We start from the raw sequence: 16,211 nt of genomic DNA, 5'->3' as shown, positions 1-16,211 counted from the left end.
CGCATGACGGTTCGAGGAATCATCTGGTCCGTTCTCCTTGCTGTCTCTGCAGTTATCAGCGCCGGCGTGAGCCTTTACGGCGTGTGGTCTGCGATGTCGATCGACCTGCGGCAGGACACCGCGCTGAGCGTCGTCTATTGCGCGATGCCGATTCTCTGCCTTCCCGTGCTTCTGATTCTGCGTCCGCTGAGCCGATCGACCTTTGTGCTGTCGCTGATGGCGCTGACGTTCGTAGGGGCCTACTCGGTGCTGAACTGGCGCACGTGCTCTGAACTTGGCTACTGCGAGAGTGTGATTGCGACCGTGATGCAGACGATCAACGCCGACGCCACGCTGGCTTATTTCGCGGTGGTGATCCTGAACCTCGTGGCGCTGCTCGTGGACGACAAGGTGGGCGTGTGGGGCTACAAAAGTTGAGAGCGGCTCCCGGGTGCAACTAACCGCCCAGCTTCACCAGTTGTTCTGCCTCGTACTTCGGCCCGAGGATGGAGATCCTGGGGATACGGCCCCGTACCATGGCTACTTCGTCGCAGCGGTGGAGGCGAGGGCAGTTCTGGCAGTCTTTAAAAATCTTGTCAGGCAGTTCCGTTTTGTCCTCGACGGGGCGGAAGCCGTACTTGAAAAAGAAGTCGGGGATTCGGGTGAAGAGGCAGACCGACTGGATACCGTGCTCTTCGGCTTCGTCGATGAGCGACTGCAGAATGCGGCCGCCCGCGCCCTGGCCTTTGGCTTCGGGTTTGACGACGATGGAGCGGACCTCGCATAGATGCGGGCCGTAAAAGTGAAGCGCACCGCAGCCGAGGAATACGCCGCCGTCGGACTCGGCGACTGTGAAGTCGCGGACGTTTTCGCAGATCTCGGCGAAGGTGCGCTTGAGCAGCGTGCCGTCGCCGGAGAGGGAATTGACCAGGTCGTAGATGTTGCTCGCGTCTTTGAGGAGGGCCTTACGTACCTGCATGGGCTACCTCCGGCGCACCGGCTTGCTTGAGAGCCGCCACTCGCTGGCTTGCATCGTGAAGAGCCGACTTAACGCGTGCAGTCGCGGTTCCCCCAATGACGTCGTGACAGTCGAGCGTGGCTTGGAGAGACACGGCATCGTAGAAATCGTCTGCGAAATCTTCGCCGAACTGGCGAAGGTCTTCGAGGCTGAGCTCGTTCAGTTCCACCTGCTTTTCAAGGGCGAAGCGCACTGCATTGCCGATTTTTTCGTGTGCGGTGCGGAAGGGGACGCCCTTATGTACGAGGTATGTGGCCCCGGCCATCGCGTTCAGATAGCCGGTCTGGGCGGCCTGGCGCATGCGGTCGAAGTTGAACTGCAGAGCGGAAGTGAACCGCGCAACCAAGTCGAGCATCTGGGCAACGAACTCAACCTGGAAGGCAGGCTCCTGGGTCTCCTGCATGTCCTTGTTGTAGGCCAGCGGCAGGCCTTTGAGCTGCAGCGTGACAGCCTCGGCGGCTCCATGGATCCGGCCGACTTTGGCGCGGATGAGTTCGGTGAGATCGGGATTCTTCTTTTGCGGCATGGCGCTCGATCCGGTGGAGAACGCCTCCGGCAGATTGACGAAGCCGAACTCAGCAGTGGCGAAGAGCGTGATTTCCTCGGCGAAGCGGCTGAGATGCAGGCCGACGAACGTTAGGGCTTGCAGGTGTTCGAGAATGAAGTCCCGGTCGCTGGTCGCGTCCATTGAGTTGCAAGTCGGGCCGTTGAAGCCAAGTTCGTTTGCGGCGATGGTGCGGTCGAGGGCCAGGGTCGCTCCTGCGATTGCACCGGACCCGAGCGGACAGTGGTTCAATCGAGTGGCGCAATCGCGGAGGCGGTCGGCGTCGCGGACGATCATCTCGACATATGCAAGCAGCCAGTGGGCGACGAGAACGGGCTCGGCGCGCTGCAGGTGCGTGTAGCTGGGCATAACGGCGTCGCCGGCAGACTGTGCTCGGTCAAGCAGGGCATCCGCCCATTTGGCGAGAGCAGCGATAACGTTGCCGGTCTGCTCGCGGACGTAGAGACGCAGATCCGTCGCAATCTGCTCGTTGCGCGACCTGCCGGTATGCAGCTTGCGACCAAGAGAGCCAACCCGCTCCACAAGGGAGAGCTCGACGAAGTGATGAATGTCTTCTGCAACCGGATGATTGCGTACTTTGTCGGAACCGGCTGCAGTGGCGAACTCGGCAGCGATCGCATCGAGGGCTGTACGCAGCTCGGTGAGTTCGGCAGGCGTGAGCACGCGGGCAGCTTCGAGCGCAGAGGCATGAGCCTTGCTCGCGGCGACTTCCTGCCGCAGTAGGCGCCAGTCAAAGACAATGGAGCGCTGCCAGAGTTCGAACTCCTTGTCCAGGGGTTCGCGGAAGCGCCCTGACCACATCTTTCCGGATTGTTGTTCGTTCGACATTTCCGCTAGGCGCCCCTGACCGTCTCTTTTTCTTCACTTCCGTTAAGCTGCGGCATTTCACTTCCGCGGCTCAGAGTGAGGAGTCCGGCCTTCGAGTAGGTGATCAGCTTCTCGCGCGTGTCGGTGATGTCGAGATTGCGCATGGTGAGCTGGCCGATGCGGTCGCGCGGGGAGAATGCGGAGTCGGTCTTCTCCATGCTGAGGCGCTCGGGGTGGAAGGTCAGGTTGGGCGATTCCGTGTTCAGGATCGAGTAGTCATTGCCGCGGCGCAGCTCGAGCGTGACTTCGCCCGTGACAGGCTTGGCGACCCAGCGCTGAGCGGACTCGCGTAGCATGATGGCCTGGGGGTCGAACCAGCGGCCCTGATAGAGCAGACGACCGAGCTTGCGACCGTTCTCGCGGTACTGCTCGATCGTGTCTTCGTTGTGAATGCCGGTGATAAGCCGCTCGTAGCAGATGTATAGCAGCGCAAGGCCTGGAGCCTCGTAGATGCCGCGGCTCTTGGCTTCGATGATGCGGTTCTCGATCTGATCGGACATGCCGAGTCCGTGACGACCGCCGATTTTGTTTGCCTCGAACAGCAGTTCGACTGGATCGTCAAAGTGCCGGCCGCTCAGTGCAACGGGGAAACCCTCTTCGAAGCGGACCGTTACTTCTTCGCGTGGCACATACACGTCGTCGCGCCAGTGCGCCTTGCCCATGATGGGATCAACAATGCGGATTGAAGAAGAGAGTTGTTCTAGATCTTTCGCTTCGTGGGTTGCGCCGAGAATATTGGAGTCGGTCGAGTAGGCCTTCTCTGCCGACATTTTGTAGGCGAAGCCGGAGCGCTGCATATACGCTGACATCTCGGCGCGGCCGCCAAGCTCCTCGATGAAAGCTGCGTCGAGCCAGGGCTTGTAGACCTGGAGGGCAGGGTTCACCAGAAGGCCGTAACGATAGAAGCGCTCGATGTCGTTGCCCTTGAACGTGGAGCCATCACCCCAGATGTTGACTTCGTCTTCTTTCATTGCGGTTACGAGCATGGTGCCGGTGACCGCACGGCCGATTGGGGTAGTGTTGAAGTAGGTTACGCCGGCGGTGCTGATGTGGAAGGCGCCGGACTGGAGCGCTGCAATTCCTTCGCGAACGAGAGGTCCGCGGCAATCGATGAGCCGTGCTTTCTCTGCGCCGTACTCAAGAGCCGCGCGGGGAATTGCGTCGTAGTCGGTTTCGTCGGGCTGGCCCAGATTTGCCGTGTAGGCGTAGGGGAAGGCACCCTTCTGCTTCATCCAGTGGAGAGCAGCCGAGGTGTCGAGCCCACCGGAGAAGGCGATACCGACCTTCTCACCGACGGGCAAAGATTCAAGAATGACTGACATGCTTACCGATCCTTCTAACGTGTGGCCACAGCTGTGCATCGATCGTTCGATCGGCGAGAGCTTGCGGCTGAAAACTATAAGCTGAACTTCTCTACGTTTGCCAGGCCGCCAAGCAGCAGCAACAAGAGTGCTTTTTGCGCATGCATGCGGTTTTCGGCCTGGTCAAAGACGATCGACTGCGGGCCGTCCAGCACTGCGTCGGTAACCTCAGCGTTGCGTCGCGCAGGCAGGCAGTGCATGAACACAGCGCGGTCCCTTGCCTTGCTCATCAGGGTTTCGTTGACCTGAAAAGGACGGAAGATGGGGGCGCGCTTGGTCGACTCATGCTCCATGCCCATGCTCACGCACACGTCTGTGTAGATGGCGTCGGCGTTTTCCGCCGCGGCCTGCGCGTCTTGCGTGAGCTTCACTTCGCACCCGTTTTGCTCTGCAATTTCGCGAGCCTTGGTGACGATCTCGATATCGGGCGAATATCCGCGTGGAGTGCCTATCGTGACGTTGGCGCCCAGTTGCACACCGGCCAGCATCAGGGAGTGGCACACGTTGTTGCCATCACCTACGTAGGTGAAGTTGAGCCCAGTCGCTGAGCCGAAGTGCTCTTCGAGGGTCATGAAATCGGCAAGCGCCTGACAGGGGTGCTCAAAGTCAGAAAGAGCATTGACGACTGGCACGCGTGCGTTTGCCGCCATTTCGGTGATCGTGTCGTGTGCATAGGTGCGCAGCACAATGACGTCTACCCAGCGTTCAACGTTGCGTGCTACATCAGCGATCGACTCGCGCTCCCCCAAGGGCGAGTTGGTCTGGTCGAAGAAGATGGCGTTCCCGCCCATGGTGTTGATGCCGGCTTCGAACGAGAGCCGCGTGCGAAGACTGGCCTTCTCAAACATCAGCACCATCTGTTTAGCATCGAGAGCGTGGCGGTAGTCGCGGGGGTTCAGCTTCACATCGTGCCCAAGCTTCATGATGGCCCGCATCTCGCTGCTCGAGAGATCTCCGATGGAGCAGAGGTCCTCGCCTGCAAGTCGCGCGGCCGCGGCAAGAATGTCCTTGTCCTGTTGAACGGGCACGTCAGCAGCCCGCCGTTCTAAGAGCGCTTTGCTAGCCACGGTTGTTCCCTCCGGCAGTGTGTTGCGCGGCGCTAACGGCCGCGGCTTTTTCGGTGAAGATTTCGTCAAGTGCTGCAATCGCTTCGTCTACGTGCTCGCGCTCAAGAATGAAAGGCGGCAGGAAGCGGAGAACTGTATCGCTGGTGCAGTTGATGACGATGTGTCGCTTCAGCATTTCTGCTACGGTTTGCTTCGCCAGGTCAGCGTTGTCGAGATCGACCGCGAGCATGAGGCCTTTGCCGCGAACGTCCTTGATGCAGTCGTGTTTGTTTGCAAGCTTGCGGAGTTCCGACTGGAAGTAGTCGCCGACCTCGGTCACGTGCGAGAGCAGACCTTTGGATTCGATCTCGTAGATGACAGCGATCGCAACGGCGCATGCCAGCGGTCCTCCGCCGAAGGTAGTGCCGTGCATGCCGGCATGGATGGCGCGCGCGGCGTCTTCAGTGCAGAGGATCGCTCCCAGAGGTATGCCGCCCGCGATCGGCTTGGCTAATGTCGTGACATCAGGCTTGACGCCGTAGTGCTGGTATCCGCACCACTTGCCCGTGCGGCCCATGCCGGCCTGGATCTCGTCCACGATCAGGAAGGCGCCGGTCGAGTCCGCAAGCTTTCGCGCTTCGGTCATGAACTCCTGCGTGAGCGGGCGGATACCGCCTTCACCCTGGATCGCTTCAACGAGGATGGCGCAGACCTCGCTGGAGAATTTGGCGCGGAGGTCCGCCACGTCGTTGAAGCGTACGAACTCGACTCCCGCGACACCGGGCGCAAACGGCTCGCGGTATTTCGCCTTGTAGGTTGTCGACATGGAGCCGTACGTGCGGCCGTGGAAGCTCTGCTCAAGAGCGAGAAACTTCGTGCCGATCTGCTTGCCTTCACCGCGGAGCAGTCCTGCATGTGCGCGCGCCAGCTTCAGTGCGCCTTCCCAAGCTTCGGTACCGGTGTTGGAGAAGAAGACGCGATCCATGCCGGTTCGTTCGGTGAGGCGCAGTGCGAGCTCAGCCTGACCCTCGTGATAGAAGAGATTCGACGTGTGGATGAGGGCGCGGCTCTGCTTGACGATGGCCTGCTCAATGGCAGGGTGGCCGTACCCCAGCGCGTTGACGCCGATGCCGCTGAGCAGATCGAGGTATCGTGCGCCACTCTCGTCGATCAGGTGCACGCCTTCTCCGCCGACGAACAGTATGGGATTCCGTTCGTAAGTCTGCAGCAGCAATTTGGATTCCGCTGCGCGAATCTGTTCGAGTTTCGTCAATGCATACTCCTCAAAAATGGATCTCGGTTGATCGGAGGCTTAGCCGATCAAGCTACCATCACTTCAGTTCCATGAGCTACGCGGCTGCTGCAGAGATCGGGAAGGGAACCGGCGGCAGCTGCGGGCAGAATTCTGACGCGCTTTACACCGTTTAAGAGTGCTTCGCGGCAAGCTCCAAGCTTGGGTAACATGCCGCCGGAGATGATCGCGTTCTTGGCCATCTCCGCGATCTGGTCAATGCTGAGCCAGCGCAGCACGTTTCCGTCAGCACCCTTGACGCCAGGGACGTCGGTGAGGAAGACGAGTGCATCTGCATGGCAGGCTACAGCGCAGGCGGCTGCCATTTCATCGCCGTTTACGTTGTAGTACTCGCCGTCAAAGCCAAGCGCGATGGGAGCGATCACAGGAACGCCGTTCAGCTTCCAGATGGCGTCGATCCAGCGGGCGTCGCTGGCAGCGATCTCGCCGACAAAGCCGAGGTCCGGGGCTGTCCGCTTCTTGCGAGCGCGGAAGAGGAGGCCATCGCCGCCCGTCATTCCGACCGCTGGTTGGCCGAGCGCGCCGAGCGCGGCGACCAGGCCTTTGTTCACCTTGCCGGCAAAGACCATCAGGGCGATGTTCCGTGTTTCCTCGTCCGTGACGCGAAGGCCGTTGACGAACTCGCTCTTCGCGCCGAGGCGTTCCATCATCTTCGTCAGCTGAATGCCGCCGCCATGCACCACGGCAACCTGGTTTCCGTCGCGGACCAGATCTGCGATCGCGCGTACGCAGCCCTGCAAAAGTTCCGGAACTTCCAGACCCGCCCCACCAAGTTTTACAACGTACTTCATGCCAGGCCCTCCGCCTCGTTCCAGCCGAGCATCACGTTCATGTTTTGCACAGCCTGTCCTGATGCGCCTTTGAGCAGGTTGTCGAGACAACTGACGATTACAGCTCGCCGGCCGTCGTTCGATAGCTGAAACCCGATATCCGCGAAATTGGTGCGGACCGAGTATTGAATCTGGGGCAGCGAATTCTCGTAGATCCGAACCATGGGGCTGGCCGCGAAGAAATCGCGATAGACCTGCAGCACAATGTCTCGCGTCTGCGGCTCTTTGAAGCGCACGTAGATGGTGGACATGATGCCGCGCGGAATGGGAAGCAGGTGCGGCGTGAAGACGATATCGCCGGCAGCGATGCCGATCTGCTCGAGCAGTTCACCGGTGTGACGATGGCTGAAGACGCCGTACGCGGACAGATTATCCGCGGCATACATATAGTGTGTCTTTGCGGTCGGCGCCTTACCCGCCCCGCTGACGCCGCTTTTCGAATCCGCCACGATACCGTGCGCCAGATCGAGAAGGCCGGCCGCAACCAGCGGCCGCACTGCCAGAATCACTGACGTTGCATAGCAGCCTGGATTGGCAACGAGCTTCGCTTCCGCGATCTCGGCGCGGTGCAGTTCGGGCATTCCGTAGACGGCCTGTGCCTGAGTTGCGGTTGCTGTCGCCGCTCCCTCGTCTTCAAACGCATACACCGCGCGATTCTTCGCTTCGGTCAGACGCCAGGCGCCGCTCAGGTCCACAACACGCAAGCCGTGCTCGAGCGCTTCGGGAACCCACTCGCGTGACTGCTCGTGCGGAGTAGCTAGAAACAGAACTTCGACGCCGCGATCAGCCATCGCCTTCCAGGAGAACGGCTGCATTTTGAGTGACCGGCTGCCGTTGTTGTCGGCCAACTGGGGATGAATCTCTTCCAGTGGAACTCCGCCGCGTGCTGCATCCTTTTCGTTCACCCGTCCCGCGAATACGGGCGGCGTACCTTTGAGGCGGGGATGATGCAGCAGCAGGCGCGCCAGTTCTGCGCCGGCGTAACCCGTCACTCCGATGACTGCAGTCTGCACAGCGTGGCTCATGATTCCAGCATCCTTCTGAGCCGCGATTCGACTTCATGAGCGCGTTTCAGGTCAGGACAGATCACCAGGACGGTGTCGTCCCCTGCAATTGTGCCCAGCACCTCGCTCCAGCGCTCGCGATCGAGCGCGGCAGCCATGGGCTGCGCGCCGCCCATCGTCGTTCTGAGGATCACCTGGTTCATCGCGTGCTTTACTTCCAGGCCGAAGCTTTCCATGATCTCCGCGACCGAGGGCGGGCCGTCGTCGATCACGCTGTGGCCATTTCCATTTCCATTCGGAAGGGAATAACCGTTCGGACCTTTGGTAAGCTGCAGCTCGTGGATATCGCGGGAGAGCGTTGCCTGTGTCACTTCGAAGCCGCGCCTGCGCAGCTTGCGCCGCAACTCGTCTTGATTTGCAACGAGGGCGTGCGCAACCAGTTCGCGAATCGCATTGTGCCGTTGAAACTTCATCTTTCTTTCCAGCAAAGCAAAACGCGGCTCGCATGCGGCGGCCGCGCTTGCATAAATATACAAGGCACTGTATAACTATGCAAGCGGGTTTTCCACTACCCGCCAGCGGAATCAGCAAAGGTAATATGCGCGTGTTTCGACCCCAAACTCGAACTCGACTTAGCCGGCGGCCAGCGCCGCTGCGCGCCGCGTAGTCTCTCCGCGATCTCCCAAATTCCGTACCCTCTCTAGCCGCTTCTCAAATCCAAATTACAAAGGTCGTATAGTTGACTATGGGCTTCCCTAATCGGCTTTCATCCTCTTCTACGAACAGCCTGCAGCCTGGCTACGCCTCGAGTCTGCCTTCGTATATCGGCGGTAGCCTGATCGATCCGCGGTTTGACTTTGATTCCTGCGGTGTGGGGTTTGTAGCCCAGCTATCGGCTGAGCCATCGCACCAGATCCTGCAACATGCCGTGACCGCGCTGGGCCGGCTGGAGCATCGCGGCGCCGTTGCTGCGGATGGCAAATCGTCGGACGGCGTAGGCGTCACCACTCGGATTCCGCGGGAGTGGCTGCTCGAGCAGTGCGGCCTCTGGCTCGACGAGAGCAGCCCTCTGGGAGTTGCCGTCGTCTTCCTGCCCAAAGACGATACCGCCCAGCGAACGGAACTTGAGTCGGCATTGTTCGAGCAGGATATCGAGGTTCTCTCCTGGCGGCCGGTTCCGATCCGTCCTGAGGTGCTGGGGGCGATTGCCGAATCGTCGCGGCCCGAAATATGGCACCTGTTGGTCACAACCGACGATGCAGAGTTCTTCAACCGCCGACTCTTCCTGGCACGGAAGCAGTTTGAGCGTTCAGGGCTTCCGGGCTACATTGTCAGCATTTCGTCGTCGACGATGATCTACAAGGCTCTGTGCGCGGGTCGGCTTCTCGCAGAGTTTTACCCTGACCTTGCGGATCCGAATTTCACGACGCCATTTGCGCTGTTCCATCAGCGTTATGCAACCAACGTGTTGCCTTCGTGGGAGCGTGCTCAGCCGTTCCGATGTCTTGCGCACAACGGGGAGATCAACACTATCTGGGGCAACCGCGCACGCATGGAAGCCCGTGCTGCCACCCTACCGCTGGACATGTATCCGATTCTCACGCAGGGCGGTTCGGACTCCACTTCGCTGGATGAGATCGTCGAACTGCTGGCACATAGCGGCCGAACGGTGGGCGAGGCTGTGCGCATGGTGGTGCCTCCGGCCAATCCGGGAAACTCATCGTCATTCCTGCAGTACAGCGGAGACATCATCGAGCCGTGGGATGGCCCGGCGGCGCTTGCCTTTACCGATGGGTACCAGGTGGGGGCCATCCTCGATCGCAACGGGCTTCGGCCTTGCCGTTTTGCGCTGGACGACACGGGGCTTGTTGTTGCGGGTTCTGAGGCAGGCCTGGTGGATATGGATCCGGATCACGTGATTCATAGCGGACGACTGGGGCCGGGTCAGATGATCGTTGCCGATCTGGACTATCACCGTTTTTTCGAGAACGAAGAGATTCTGCGCATCTACGACACGAAGCGCCAGTATCAGGACCTGATTCGCGAAGACGTTCCTCTTCAGGACTCACTCGAGGCGCCTGCGCCGTTCGATCCTGCGGAACTCAATCGCCTGCAGCACCGGTTTGGCTACACCCGCGAGGATGTTCGCATGATTCTGCAGCCGATGGCGACGGACGGCAAAGACGCGGTGTGGTCGATGGGCGACGATACCTCGATCGCGCCGCTGGCGCGGGCGCCGCGTCCACTCTATGCTTTCTTTCGGCAGCGGTTTGCGCAGGTGACGAATCCGCCGATCGATCCTCTGCGCGAGAACGTCGTTTTCCAGATGCATACGCGTCTCGGGCCGTGGCCGCACATCCTCGAGCTTCGCGAGCCGCTGCCTGGACTGTCGCTGCGCTCGCCGATCCTCTCGCTTGGGCAGATGCACGCGCTGGTTGAAGGGCACCATCCGCAGGCCGAGAAGATGCCGCATGCGATTCTGCACTGCCTCTACTCGCCTGAGTCCACGCTTGAAGTCGCTGTCGACATTCTCGCGGAGCGGGCGATCGAACTGGTGCGGGAGGGTGCGTCGCTGCTGATTCTTACCGACCGCGGAGCTGACGCCAGAGCGATACCCGTTCCGATGGCGATGGCCGCGGGCGCGGTGCATCTAGCTTTGACAAAGGCGGGGGTTCGCGCGGAGGTGGGCATCGCGGTGGAAGCTGCAGATGCCCGCGAGATTCACCATGTGGCGGTTCTGCTGGGTCTGGGGGTCGGAGCGGTTTGCCCGTGGCTTGCGCTGGAGACCGCGCGCAGTTTGAACCCGGAGCATGGGGAAGAAAACCTGCTGCATGCGCTTGAGCATGGATTGGCGAAGGTGATGTCGAAGATGGGCATCAGCGTGGTGGACAGCTATCGCGGCGCGCATCTCTTCGACGCAATCGGCATCGCGCAGCATGTGGTGGACAAGTGCTTCGCAGGCGTTCCGGCTCCGATCGGCGGTGTTGGCTACGTCGAGATTGAGAACTACGTGAGGCAGTTGTGGAGCGCAAAGCTCGTGGGAGAAGGGCAGCCGGGCGAGGGAACTGCGGAGCCGGCGAATGTGCGAGAACTTCCGGACTACGGATTTGTGCGTTTTCGCAAAGCGGATGAGGCTGAGTCGCACGGCTGGCAGCCCACGACGGTTCGCGCTCTGCAGACAGTTGTGGGATCGACCAAGCAGGGAGCCGCGCTGGCGCTTGCGCCGTTCGCAACGTTCTCTGCACAAGCAGTGGAACCGCAGCCTGCGAACCTGCGCGATCTTCTGGAGATTAGTCCGGCTGGTCCGGAGGTTGCCGTCGACCAGGTCGCTGCCGCCGACACGATCACGCGCACATTCATCGCGAGTGCGATGTCCTTCGGGTCGCTTTCTCCGGAGGCACACCAGACGATCACGGAGGCGATGAACGTCCTGGGCGGTCGGTCCAACACGGGAGAGGGCGGCGAGGATCCAAGCGTTTATGCGCCGCTGAATGGGGCGCCCTCGCTGCTGAACAACAAGATCAAGCAGGTTGCGAGCGCCCGGTTCGGCGTAACGGCGGAGTACCTGGCGCACGCAGAGGAGCTTGAGATCAAGATTGCGCAGGGAGCGAAGCCGGGAGAAGGAGGGCAGCTGCCGGGCCACAAGGTTACGGAACTGATCGCGCGGCTGCGGCATGCGCAACCGGGGATGCAGTTGATCTCACCCCCGCCGCACCATGACATCTACTCGATTGAGGATCTTGCGCAGCTCATCTGGGATTTGAAGCGCGCGAATCCGCGGGCAGCCGTGGGAGTGAAGCTTGTCTCCAGTTGCGGCATCGGAACGATCGCAGCGGGTGTGGCGAAGGCGTATGCGGACTACATCGTGATCGCAGGGCACTCAGGTGGCACCGGCGCTTCGCCGCTATCAAGCATCAAGTACGCGGGAAATCCGTGGGAGCTTGGCCTTGCTGAGGCTCAGCAGGTGCTCATCCATAACGGGCTGCGCGGGCGCGTACGGTTGCGTACGGACGGTGGGCTGCGGACTGCGCGCGATATTGTGATCGCGGCTCTTCTGGGCGCAGATGAATACGCATTCGGGACGGCGGTACTGGTTGCGCTCGGTTGCGATATGGCCCGGCAATGCCATCTGAATACTTGTCCTACGGGGATCGCGACGCAGCGGCCGGACCTGCGGGCGAAGTTCCGGGGGAAGCCGGAGCATGTTGTCCGTTTCTGCAACGAGCTGGCTGAAGGGGTACGGCAGCTGCTAGCGAAGCTCGGATTGTCGTCGCTGCAGGATGCCATCGGCAGGACTGATTTGCTGGAGCAGGTGCGTTTCGATGCGGGGATCGACCTCAAGCCCGTGCTTGCCGCAACTGCTGTCGCGGCAGAGACGGGCGGCGCTATTCGCTGGGCAGGGAAGCGCAACGACAGGCCCGAGCCGCACGCACCGTTAGACGATGCCTGGGTGGGACCGGCGCTTGCGGCATACAAGTCAGGCGTACCGTTCTCGATCGAGTCGCGCGTGACGAACGAGGATCGTACTCTGGGTGCGCGGCTTGCCGGAGAGATCGCGAAACATCGCGCGGATAACGGCTGCAAGGAGGGTTCGCAGCTCACATTTAACCTGCACGGAACGGCAGGGCAGTCGTTCGGCGCGTTCGCTACGACGGGAATGACGTTGTCGCTTGAGGGGCTGGCGAATGACTTTGTCGGCAAGGGGCTCTGCGGTGGCGAACTCATTCTTCGTGGAAGAGGCCGCATTGCGCAGCAGAGCGAGGCGCATACGCTTATTGGCAATGTGGCGCTTTATGGTGCAACCGGCGGGTTGCTCTTTGCAGCGGGACGCGCAGGCGAGCGCTTTGCAGTTCGAAACTCTGGGGCGTGCGCGATCGTGGAGGGGGTTGGCGATCACGGATGCGAATACATGACCGGGGGACTTGCTGTCGTGCTGGGACGCACTGGGATCAACTTCGGCGCAGGGATGACCGGAGGTCTGGCATGGGTCTACGACGAGGATGGGGATCTTCTGGGTAACAGCCGCTACCATGAAGCGTTTCTGATGCCGGAAAAGTGGGAGCAACTCGATGATGAGGCTCGGGGTTCGATTCGGGATTTGGTGGCGTCGCATGCGGAGAAGACTGCAAGCACGCGAGCGCGCTGGCTGCTGGCGAACTGGGATGCCGAGTGCAGGAAGTTTCTGAGGCTGACACCGAAAGCACAAGGCTAAAGGTATCCGTGCAAGTTGTTTCTCCGCCCACTCAGGGCACGGTGAGACTGTGCGATGAGCGAGGCCCTGAACCGGATCATGCTTTGTGCTTGACAATAGCAAGCCCGATGCATAGTATTCCGATGTATGAACCTGAAAGGGACACTTCCGACGCTGATTCTTGAATTTTTAGCGCAGGAGCCGAGCCACGGGTATCGGATCGCGCAGAAGATCAAGCAGAGCTCAGACGGCCTGCTCGATTTCAAGGAAGGCACGCTCTATCCGGCGCTGCACAAGCTGGAGAACGAAGGCTCGGTCGAGTCGTATGAGGGTGTGGAGAGCGGGCGGGCTCGCCGCTACTATCGGATCACTCCGGCGGGGCGGAAGGCGCTGAAGGACGATCGCGCCGAGTGGCAGCAGCTTTCGCGGGCAGTCAGCATGATTCTGGGGGAGGCATAGATGGCGACTCTGGATGTTTGGTTGAAGCGGGCGGTCAGAGGTTTGTCTCAGGAGTCTGCGGAGACGGTAAGACGTGAGATCGAGGAGCACTTCGAGGCTGCGCGGGGAGAGGCTCTCGGCAGCAGTATTGATCCGCAGCAAGCCGGCGCGATGGCGATGCAGGCGCTTGGTGATCCGCGTGTCGCTAATCGGCAGTATCGGAAGGTGCTGCTGACGAAGTCGGAGGCTAAGGTGCTGCGCAATTCGAATGCAGAATTGCGGATGATCTGCTCGAACGGCTGGGCGAAGTGGATGATTCTGTCGGCGCCGGGAACGCTGCTGTTGCTCTCGGTGATGTTCCTTGCCATGCATCAGTATTCCCTTGCAAAGGGAATACTTGTCGTTGGCGCATTGATGGCGATCTTCTTTATGCCGCCATTCATGCCCATCTATACAGTGAGCCGAGGCCGGATTTATCGCGCGATCAAGTGGGTCGTGATGCTCGGCTCGATCGTCCTGCTTTTCGGAGGGGATAGCCGTAACGGATTGTGGTTGATCTCGTGTTGTTTCTTTCCGGTTTTATATACGGAATGGAAGCGGATGGTGATTCGGAGGAAGCTTCCGATCGGCCGCTGGCCACGGCAGCTGTATCTATAGCGCGCCCAGGCTCGACTGTAAGGCAGTTAATCAGATCAAGATTCACGCAACAGCAACGGTGAGAACCGTGATGTCGTCGATCTGGCCGAAAGTTTGCGCGGCGTGCGCAATGCGTCCCGCTGATTCTTTGCTGATGGCCTGAGTTCGCTCGAATCCGAACAGCTCACCCGATGCGTTCTGAGCCTCGACGACGCCGTCAGAGAGGAATGTCAGCCTGTCGCCGGAAGCAAGCGGTAACGATACCTCGGCGTACTCGATTCCTGTGGTCAGTCCAAGGGGCAATCCTGGTTCGACTGCGAGTTCCGATCCGTTGCGATAGGGAGCGAGGTGACCGGCGTTCGCGATCCTGATCTCGCCGCGGAGCGTGACCACCGCGCAAAGGCATGTCGCGAAGCCGCCCTGCTGGCGGGCAAGCAACAGATTGTTTAAAGAGTTCAACACCATAGCGGGTGCTGCATCTCGCAGAGTGTCGAGCGCGCCGATGATGGCTGAGACGAGCATGGCCGCTCCGAGGCCCTTGCCGCTCACATCGCCAATGATGATTCTGTGTTGCCCGTCGATGACGGTGGTGTGGAAGAAGTCGCCGCCCACGTCCTGTGCGGGGCTGTACACGTTTTCGATCCAGATGCTCGCGCTGCTGATTGGAGTCGAGCGAAGCAGCAGGGTCTGAACTCGATGTGCGGCTTCGAATTCTGCTTTTGTTCTTTCGTGCTCAAGAGCCATGCGCCGGTGGCGAGACAGCAGAACCGGGGCGATCGAAACCAGGAAGAAGAAGACCGACAAGTCGTCATAGTCGAAGCCGAAGCGTCCGACGTGGAAGGTCCAGAATGAGGGCCGGATGATTCCCAGCACTTCAAAGGCACTCGCCAGCAGAAACGAGGGCAGAAGCAGCCCGGCCTCCCGGTTTCCGCGTCTCCATTTCCACCAGAGGAATCCCAGCGAACCTACGATGAAGGGCAATTGAACAAACAGCCCGATCACTCGAATGGTCTGGATGCTTAATCGAGGCAGCAGTTCTGAGACGTTCTCGCTCAAGAAAGGAATTCCCACCAGCACCGGGGCGACCAGGAGGAGAATCTGATACCAACGCATCCATCGGTTGAGACGGACACCGGTGAAGGCTGCGATGAATCCGACCAGTGGAGCATAGCGGCCGATTGTGCCAAGCGAATCGGTCAAGCGATCGAACGTGCTTGGGAGCAGCGGGTACACCCTGTAAAAGACCGACTCCAGCGACGTTGTTCCATCAAGGAATAGGAAAACGGCGAACCACAGGTACGCTCGTTCGCGGGAATCGTTGCGGAAGACGAGCAGCAGGATCAACCCACCGAGGAGTTCGCCCACGCAAAGCAGCGCTTCCGGGAGCACGCTGTAGAAGTGATTGGCATCGGTGGCGGTGCGTATCGACACGAGCACGGATGCGGGGCCCAGCAGCACATCCCCGGATTGCGGGAGTCTTGCAACTCCGTTGAGAGGCCCAACAATTCGAATCGCGATCTGGGCGGTACCGGCAGGCAGATGCACCAGGAGCCAGCGGCGTCCCCATTCCGTCGTCCGCGGCCAGTTGCCGCAATCGGCGGCTTTCAGTGCGTTCACAAAAATCTTGCAATCGCCGGCGTTCGGATTCGCCAGCAAAGCTGGATCGGAGAGCTGTTCATCCGTCGACACGGTCGCGCGAAGCCACACGACGTTGGAGCCGCCGGGTTGAGGGCTTTCTGCGCCAAGGCGATAAGGTCGGCCGGGACGAGGATCGACTGATGCGAATCGATCGCCGGGAGGATCGCCTTCATAGAGAAGCCACGGACCATCCAGGCGTGCGGGGGCCCCGACACTGTGCGTCAAGATCGTCTGGGTGCGACCAGGACGTGCAGAGGCAAGCAGAATGAGCGTCACCGCAAGAAGCACACGGAAAGATCGCAATCGAGACTGACCTCGGGGTTGAA

General features: G+C 60.4%; 13 protein-coding genes. 4 read left to right on the top strand and 9 right to left on the bottom strand.

All coding sequences use genetic code 11. The features are described 5' to 3' along the window. Positions 1-3 precede the first annotated feature (3 nt). Positions 4-417, top strand: coding sequence for a hypothetical protein (locus DHV10_RS02535; protein ID WP_109484735.1), 414 nt, complete (start codon positions 4-6; stop codon positions 415-417). 19 nt (positions 418-436) lie between these two features. Here the strand turns inward: DHV10_RS02535 and DHV10_RS02530 are convergent, their stop codons facing one another. The 8 genes from DHV10_RS02530 to DHV10_RS02495 form a co-directional block, all read right to left on the bottom strand. Continuing rightward, positions 437-958, bottom strand: coding sequence for a GNAT family N-acetyltransferase (locus DHV10_RS02530; protein WP_109484734.1), 522 nt, complete (start codon positions 956-958; stop codon positions 437-439). Then, positions 945-2,390 carry an argininosuccinate lyase gene (argH, locus tag DHV10_RS02525; protein WP_109484733.1) on the bottom strand — a complete coding sequence of 482 codons (1,446 nt, stop codon included), beginning with the start codon at positions 2,388-2,390 and terminating at the stop codon, positions 945-947. The genes DHV10_RS02530 and argH overlap by 14 nt, the downstream gene beginning before the upstream one ends. A 5-nt stretch (positions 2,391-2,395) precedes the next feature. Beyond that, positions 2,396-3,751 carry an argininosuccinate synthase gene (gene argG, locus DHV10_RS02520; protein WP_109484732.1) on the bottom strand — a complete coding sequence of 452 codons (1,356 nt, stop codon included), beginning with the start codon at positions 3,749-3,751 and terminating at the stop codon, positions 2,396-2,398. Between the two features lie 74 nt (positions 3,752-3,825). Continuing rightward, entirely contained in the window at positions 3,826-4,857 is a 1,032-nt protein-coding gene (gene argF, locus DHV10_RS02515) for an ornithine carbamoyltransferase (RefSeq protein WP_420818733.1), read from the bottom strand. Beyond that, complete coding sequence (locus tag DHV10_RS02510; protein ID WP_109484731.1) at positions 4,850-6,109, bottom strand: aspartate aminotransferase family protein; 1,260 nt, start codon at positions 6,107-6,109, stop codon at positions 4,850-4,852. Before DHV10_RS02510 ends, argF begins: the two co-directional genes overlap by 8 nt. Before the next feature lie 47 nt (positions 6,110-6,156). Next, on the bottom strand, positions 6,157-6,939 hold the full coding sequence (gene argB, locus DHV10_RS02505; protein ID WP_109484730.1) for an acetylglutamate kinase: 783 nt from the start codon (positions 6,937-6,939) through the stop codon (positions 6,157-6,159). After that, positions 6,936-8,003, bottom strand: coding sequence for an N-acetyl-gamma-glutamyl-phosphate reductase (gene argC / locus DHV10_RS02500; RefSeq protein WP_109484729.1), 1,068 nt, complete (start codon positions 8,001-8,003; stop codon positions 6,936-6,938). Before argC ends, argB begins: the two co-directional genes overlap by 4 nt. Beyond that, a complete protein-coding gene (locus DHV10_RS02495; protein WP_109485668.1) occupies positions 8,000-8,455 on the bottom strand; it encodes an arginine repressor in 456 nt (151 codons plus the stop codon). The genes argC and DHV10_RS02495 overlap by 4 nt, the downstream gene beginning before the upstream one ends. Positions 8,456-8,727: 272 nt before the next feature. Between DHV10_RS02495 and gltB the strand changes: the two genes are divergently transcribed. The 3 genes from gltB (at position 8,728) to DHV10_RS02480 (ending at position 14,268) form a co-directional block, all read left to right on the top strand. Further along, positions 8,728-13,194, top strand: coding sequence for a glutamate synthase large subunit (gltB, locus tag DHV10_RS02490; RefSeq protein ID WP_109484728.1), 4,467 nt, complete (start codon positions 8,728-8,730; stop codon positions 13,192-13,194). Positions 13,195-13,320: 126 nt separating this feature from the next. Then, complete coding sequence (locus DHV10_RS02485) at positions 13,321-13,632, top strand: PadR family transcriptional regulator (protein WP_109484727.1); 312 nt, start codon at positions 13,321-13,323, stop codon at positions 13,630-13,632. Next, the gene (locus tag DHV10_RS02480; protein ID WP_109484726.1) at positions 13,633-14,268 is read left to right on the top strand and encodes a hypothetical protein; all 636 of its coding nucleotides are present in this window, start codon (positions 13,633-13,635) and stop codon (positions 14,266-14,268) included. A 42-nt stretch (positions 14,269-14,310) separates the two neighbouring features. Here DHV10_RS02480 and DHV10_RS02475 read toward each other — a convergent pair whose 3' ends face one another. Then, positions 14,311-16,188 (bottom strand): PP2C family protein-serine/threonine phosphatase, encoded by a 1,878-nt coding sequence (locus DHV10_RS02475; RefSeq protein ID WP_162601134.1) that lies wholly within the window; start codon positions 16,186-16,188, stop codon positions 14,311-14,313. Positions 16,189-16,211: the final 23 nt, after the last annotated feature.

It is taken from the genome of Occallatibacter savannae (assembly GCF_003131205.1).
GTDB classification, from domain to species: domain Bacteria; phylum Acidobacteriota; class Terriglobia; order Terriglobales; family Acidobacteriaceae; genus Telmatobacter; species Telmatobacter savannae.
Note: the sequence above shows the minus strand (reverse complement) of the source record. Positions and strands in the feature narration are given on the sequence as shown.